The sequence below is a fragment of the Caballeronia sp. LZ035 genome, assembly GCF_031451175.1.
Classification (GTDB): Bacteria; Pseudomonadota; Gammaproteobacteria; order Burkholderiales; family Burkholderiaceae; genus Caballeronia.
Genome location: NZ_JARUXS010000019.1, coordinates 1 through 5,565, shown reverse-complemented (window position 1 = coordinate 5,565; position 5,565 = coordinate 1). Strand labels below are relative to the sequence as shown.

7 protein-coding genes are annotated in these 5,565 nt (G+C 65.3%); all 7 read right to left on the bottom strand.

Going from position 1 to position 5,565, the window contains the following annotated elements; genetic code table 11:
* On the bottom strand, positions 1-665 hold a 665-nt coding region (locus tag QCE88_RS41790; protein ID WP_409018342.1), incomplete at its 3' end, for a c-type cytochrome.
* Positions 662-1,024: a c-type cytochrome gene (locus QCE88_RS41785; protein ID WP_309911908.1), complete on the bottom strand. Its 363-nt coding sequence runs from the start codon at positions 1,022-1,024 to the stop codon at positions 662-664. The genes QCE88_RS41785 and QCE88_RS41790, both read right to left, overlap by 4 nt.
* 4 nt (positions 1,025-1,028) lie before the next feature.
* Positions 1,029-1,970, bottom strand: a complete 942-nt coding sequence (locus QCE88_RS41780; protein ID WP_309911906.1) for a cytochrome c oxidase assembly protein — start codon at positions 1,968-1,970, stop codon at positions 1,029-1,031.
* Positions 1,949-2,284, bottom strand: a complete 336-nt coding sequence (locus QCE88_RS41775; RefSeq protein WP_309911905.1) for a hypothetical protein — start codon at positions 2,282-2,284, stop codon at positions 1,949-1,951. The genes QCE88_RS41780 and QCE88_RS41775 overlap by 22 nt, the downstream gene beginning before the upstream one ends.
* Complete coding sequence (locus tag QCE88_RS41770; protein WP_309911903.1) at positions 2,281-2,925, bottom strand: cytochrome c oxidase subunit 3; 645 nt, start codon at positions 2,923-2,925, stop codon at positions 2,281-2,283. Before QCE88_RS41770 ends, QCE88_RS41775 begins: the two co-directional genes overlap by 4 nt.
* Entirely contained in the window at positions 2,922-4,844 is a 1,923-nt protein-coding gene (ctaD, locus tag QCE88_RS41765; protein ID WP_309911902.1) for a cytochrome c oxidase subunit I, read from the bottom strand. Before ctaD ends, QCE88_RS41770 begins: the two co-directional genes overlap by 4 nt.
* A partial coding sequence (locus QCE88_RS41760) for a c-type cytochrome (RefSeq protein ID WP_309911900.1) occupies positions 4,841-5,565 on the bottom strand: 725 nt, incomplete at its 5' end. The genes ctaD and QCE88_RS41760, both read right to left, overlap by 4 nt.

Sequence of the window (5,565 nt, the reverse complement as noted above, 5' to 3'; positions counted from 1 at the left end):
TTGTCGTTGAGGCCGCCCGAAAGGAACGCTTGCGATGATTCGTCATAGCCGCGCTCCTGATATCCGAGGCCGCGCGGCGTGTGACACGAACCGCAATGTCCTAGCGACTGCACGAGGTACGCTCCGCGATTCCAGTCGGCATCGCGGTCGGGTCGAGGCGTGAAGCGTTCCTTCGGCGCGAGCGCCGCACGCCAGAGACGCAACGCCCAGCGCTGATTGAACGGAAACGGCACCCGCGTCTCGGGCGGCTTGTACTTGACGGCAGGCACGCCCTGCATCATGTAAGCGTAGAGCGCGCGCATGTCGTCGTCCGTGATCTTGACGAAGGCGGGATAAGGCATGGCGGGATACAGACCCTTGCCGTCGCGACGCAGCCCCTCGCGCAGCGCTCTCGCGAAGTCCTCGTAGCTGTACTGGCCGATGCCTGTTTCCAGGTCCGGCGTGATGTTGCTGCTGACGATGGTGCCGAACGGAGAGGTCAGTTCGAGTCCGCCGGCATACGGCGCGCCGTTCGAGGCCGCCGTGTGGCAGCCCGCGCAATCCGCGGCTTTCGCAAGGTACGCACCGCGCGCAATCAATGCCTTCGACGGCGCCGCATCTCCCGCCATGACCGCGAGCGGCCACAGAAGCAGAGCAAGAAACAGGCGGAAGACCGGTGTCGTCATGGCTGATACAGGTAGGCAGCGATGTCGCGGGCGTCAAGTTCGCTCACCCCGAGGTCGGGCATCGCGTTGCCCGGCACGATACGTTGGGGAAAGCGGATCCAGGCTTGCACATTTTCCGGCGTATTGGGCAACTTGCCCGCGATATAGGCGCGCTCGCCGAGTTCTTGCAGCGTCGGGCCAACCTTGCCGTACGCGCCCGGCACGCCGTCGATCCGGTGACACGCGCCGCAGCCGTAGCGCTGGATCGCTTCGAGGCCGCGTTGCGGACTGCCGCCCGTGATCGCGTCCGACGATGGCGGCCGACCCTTGCAAGCCGCGAGCGCAACGACCAGTAACAGCGCGAGGATGATCTTGCGCATGCTGTCATCCTTCACGGACGATGCCGTCGTCAACGCGCGAAGGCGGGCGTCTCATCAGCCAGCGCGCGCCGACCAGCAATCCGCCGATCAGATACGCAAGCCCGCCCGGCACCCACATGACGAGACCGCCGAGTTGCTGATCCTGCAGCGGGTCGAATCCGAGCGCGCGCGTGGTCTCGATGCACGACGGATACCAGACGTCCGGTGCGAGCGTGAGCAATGCGCCGAGTGCGCCGGTATGAACCATGGTCGTGAAGAGCGACAGCATCGCGTGGGCGTTCGACGCACCGCGCGCGTCCGATACGCGGCCGAACACAGTCCACCAGAACAGCAACGCGCTGGCGAGGAAGCTCGCATGTTGCAGCGTATGAATGCCAGGACGCGCCAGCGCGGCTTCGAAAAAGCGCGGTGCGTGCCACACCCAGAGCGCGGCGGCATGCAGCAGCCACGCGACGACCGGCAGCGTCATCCAGCGCCACGGCAGTGCGATCCAGCGAGAGCGCGTGGCCGCGCCGATGCGCAGCCGCGCGCCGGCCGGACATGCCCAGAGCCACACGGCAAGCGGCCGGCCGATGACAAGCAGCGGCGCCGCGACGAGCATGAAGAGTTCGTGCTGCAGCATGTGCGCGGAGAACAGCCATTCACTCAGCGCATGCAGCGGCGATACCAATGCGACGACGAGCGTAAGCCAGCCCGCAATGAACGCGCAGAGCCGTCTCGTGCGTTCCCGGCGACCGTGCGTGCTGCGCTTGCGCAGCCTCATGTAGCCGCAGAGGTAGAGCACTATGCTTGCCGTCAGCACGATGACGATCCACGGCTCGAAGGTCCATGCGAGAGGCGACGCCACGGCCGCTCCGCCCGTCTCGGCAGCGACGTGCGCGTGAGCATCGGCACACGCGAGAAGGCCGGGAATCAGCCCGGGTATCAACACGCGGACAGGAGCCATTGCGGTATCGATATGGCGATGACGGACAAGACCGACAGCGCGCCCACGCCTGCCGCGACCACGGCGACGAAAGCGGGACGCGCGGGGCGGTCGGCGGAATCGGGCGTCGGCAGGGCGAGGTCACGCCGCGCCGTGCGCCAGCGCTGCCAGGCAAGCAGCGTGGCCGCCACGCACGCGAGCGCGCTCGCGCCGCTCACACCGTGCAGCAACGCCTGGCCTCCGAGCCGGCACGCCGGCGTCACGAGCACGTAGTTCAGGCTGAGGCAGCCGAGCACGATGGAGGGAGCGCCGAGCAGCGCAAACCAGACTTTCATAGCCGCGCCGCCCAGTAGATCACGCAGTAGATCGGCAGCCAGCTCAACACGACGAAGTACCAATAGAGCGCGTTCTCACTGACATCGACGAAACGCTTGCTCTCGAACGGACCGGTGAACAGGAGCGCGGTCAACACGGCCGTATCGACGGTATCGGTGATCAGGTGCGTGGTATGCAGACCGAGCAGCAGCCAGACGACCGATCCATAAGCGTTGGTGTACCAGCTCACGTTCAGCGTAGCGAATTCGAATCCGCGCAGCACGAGGAAGGCGACCGACGCAGCCAGACAGAGCGCGAGCCAGATCGCCGCGTTCCTGCGCTCGCCGCGTTCCGCCGCGTTCTTCGCGAGTTGATTGGGCCAGAGACTCAGGAGGAGAACGACGGTGTTGACCGTGCCCCAGAGAAGTTCGGGCGCGTCCGCAGCCATCGGCCAGGCGGGCGCGCGCGTGCGCAGGTAGAAGTACATCATCACTGCAATGGCGAATACCGTTCCTTCTATCAGCATCAGGCCGGCGGTGCTCCACCACATCAGGCTGCGATGACTGAACGCGAAGGTGGGCAGCGCGCGGACGTCGAGCACCAACTGACTCTTGTCGGTCGCGTCGGGGCGGGCTGTGGCCTTGTGGCTATCGGCATTCATGGCTGACGCTTCCGCGCGACGGCGGCGCGGTTCTCGGCGCGATTCGGCCAGAACCAGCCGATCATCGTGACCGCCACCGGAAGCGAGGCCCAGACGATCGCCCATGGCGTATAGATCGAGCCGATGAACAGCACGGTCGTCGCCACGGCGCTCACGAACGGCCAGATGGAGGACTTTGGAAACAGCGGACGATGATCGGGCTGCGCATCGAGCACGCTCGTGACCAGCACCTCGCGCGCATCGACGGCGAGCCCTGCGACGAAAGCGGGCTGCGCCGACGGTTCCCACAGGGGATCGCGGCCGTGCACGACCGGTATCGCATCGAAATTGTGCGGCGGCGGTGGGGACGGCACGCTCCATTCGAGCGTGCCCGCGCCCCACGGGTCGGCCGGAGCGGGTTCGTCGCGGCGCATGCTTTTTACGACATTGACGATGAACAGCAGCACGGAAAACGCGATCATGTAGGCGCCGATCGTCGCGGCGAGATTCATGCCGTCCCATCCGAGCCCGTGCGGATAGGTCCACACCCGCCTTGGCATGCCGTGCAGACCGAGCAGATGCATCGGAAAGAAGGCCACGTTGAAGCCGATGAAGAAAAGCCAGAACTGCCATTCGCCGAGACGCTCGTCCAGCATGCGGCCCGCGAACTTCGGGAACCAGTAGAAGAACGCGCCGAAGAGCGGAAACACGCCGCCGCCGAACAGCACGTAGTGCAGGTGCGCCACGACGAAATACGTATCGTGAACTTGCAGGTCGAGCGGCACGGAGGCCACCATGATCCCGGTCATGCCGCCCATCACGAGAATGAAGAAAAACGCGAGCACGAAGAGCAGGGGCACGCGCAGATTGAGTTTGCCGGTCCACAATGTGCCGATCCAGCAGAAGATCTGAATCGCCGAAGGGATGGCGATCATCAGGCTCGCGGCCGTGAAGAAGCTCTTGCCGAGCTCGGGAATATTGGTCGCGAACATGTGGTGCACCCACAGTCCGAATGCCAGGAACGCGGTAGCGATGAGCGACAGCACCATTGCCGGATAGCCGAACACGGGACGGCGCGCGAAGGTCGGGATGATGGACGATATGAAACCCAGCGGCGGAATGAAGATCAGGTACACCTCGGGATGTCCGAAGAACCAGAAGAGGTGCTGCCACAGGAGCACGTCGCCGCCTTTCGCCGGGTTATAGAAATGCGTGCCGACGAGGCGGTCGAGGATCAGTGCCGTGCTGCACAACATGACGGCCGGCATCGCGAAGATGACCATGAACTGCGTCACGAGCGTGGCCCAGACGAACAGCGGCATCCGGTTGAGCGACATGCCGGGCGCGCGCAGCTTGAAGATGGTTGTGATCAGCACGACCGCTTCGAGAAGCCCGGAGAGCTCGGTGAAGGTGATCATCTGCGCCCAGATGTCCGCGCCCTTGTTCGGCGAGTAGTCGGGGCCGGCGAGCGGCACATAGCTGAACCAGCCGGCGTTGGGCGCGGTGTTCACGACCAGCGCGCCGAACAGCAGCAGGCCGCCGAACAGAAAGACCCAGTACGCATAGGCGTTCATGCGCGGGAAGGCAATGCTGCGTGCGCCGATCATCAGCGGCACGAGATAGGCGGCGACGGCCTGCATCACGGGCACGGCGAACAGAAACATCATCGTCGTGCCGTGCATCGTGAAGAGTTCGTTGTAGAGATTCGGACCGATCAGACGCTGGTCCGGGCGCGCCAGCTGGGTGCGCATCGCGAGCGCGAGCACGCCAGCGAGAAGAAAGAACACGAAAGTCGTCACGACGAAGCGGCGCGCGATCGTCTTGTGATTGATCGCGCTCAACATGCCGACGAATCCGACCGGGTCGCGCCAGGTCTGCGCGAGCGCACTGCGCGCTTCGGGCGCGGCGTGCGGGCCGTCGGTCAGCGGCGTATCGCTCATTTGAGCGTCTCCATCCACGTGAGCAGCGCCTGCAGGTCTTCGGGCGGCAGGCGGGTGGGCGGCATGGCCGTGCCCGGCTTGAGCGTTCGCGGGTCGACGATCCAGCCGGCGAGATTGCCGCGATTGTTGGCGAGCGTGCCGGCGGCAAGGAATTGCCGGCTCGCGACGTGCGTCAGATCGGGCCCGATGCTTCCCTGCGCCGGCGTGCCCCGCACGCTATGACAGCGCGCGCAGTCCTGCGTCAGAAACACCTCCCGGCCGCGCGCGGCGACCGTATCGAGGGTAGTTACGGCAGGCAGGCGCTGCCTCGCGGCCCAGGCTTCGTATTGCGCGGGAGGATCGGCGGTGACCAGGAACGCCATCAGCGCATGTTCGTAGCCGCAGAATTCGGCGCACTGTCCGCGATAGACGCCCGGTCTATCCGCGCGAAATTCGATGGTCGCGTCGCGGCCGGGAATCATGTCTTTCTTGCCGTGCAGATTCGGCACCCAGAATGTGTGGATGACGTCGGCGGCCTTCAGCGCGACGACCACCGGACGGCCCACTGGGACATGAAGTTCATTGGCGAGCGTGAAAGCGGGTGCGCCATCGTCGGAAAGATAGCGGGCCTGCCACCACCACTGATAGCCCGTGACTTCGATATGCAGGGCCTTGTCGACCGGCAGGCGGGACAGCGCCCGATCGGTCAGCACGTCCGCGAGAATGAGGCCGAACAGAAGGA

Bases quoted from the DNA above. Each gene is read 5' to 3' on its own strand.
- QCE88_RS41785 (WP_309911908.1), bottom strand. From the start codon at position 1,024: ATGCGCAAGATCATCCTCGCGCTGTTACTGGTCGTTGCGCTCGCGGCT.
- QCE88_RS41780 (WP_309911906.1), bottom strand. From the start codon at position 1,970: ATGGCTCCTGTCCGCGTGTTGATACCCGGGCTGATTCCCGGCCTTCTC.
- QCE88_RS41775 (WP_309911905.1), bottom strand. From the start codon at position 2,284: ATGAAAGTCTGGTTTGCGCTGCTCGGCGCTCCCTCCATCGTGCTCGGC.
- QCE88_RS41770 (WP_309911903.1), bottom strand. From the start codon at position 2,925: ATGAATGCCGATAGCCACAAGGCCACAGCCCGCCCCGACGCGACCGAC.
- ctaD (WP_309911902.1), bottom strand. From the start codon at position 4,844: ATGAGCGATACGCCGCTGACCGACGGCCCGCACGCCGCGCCCGAAGCG.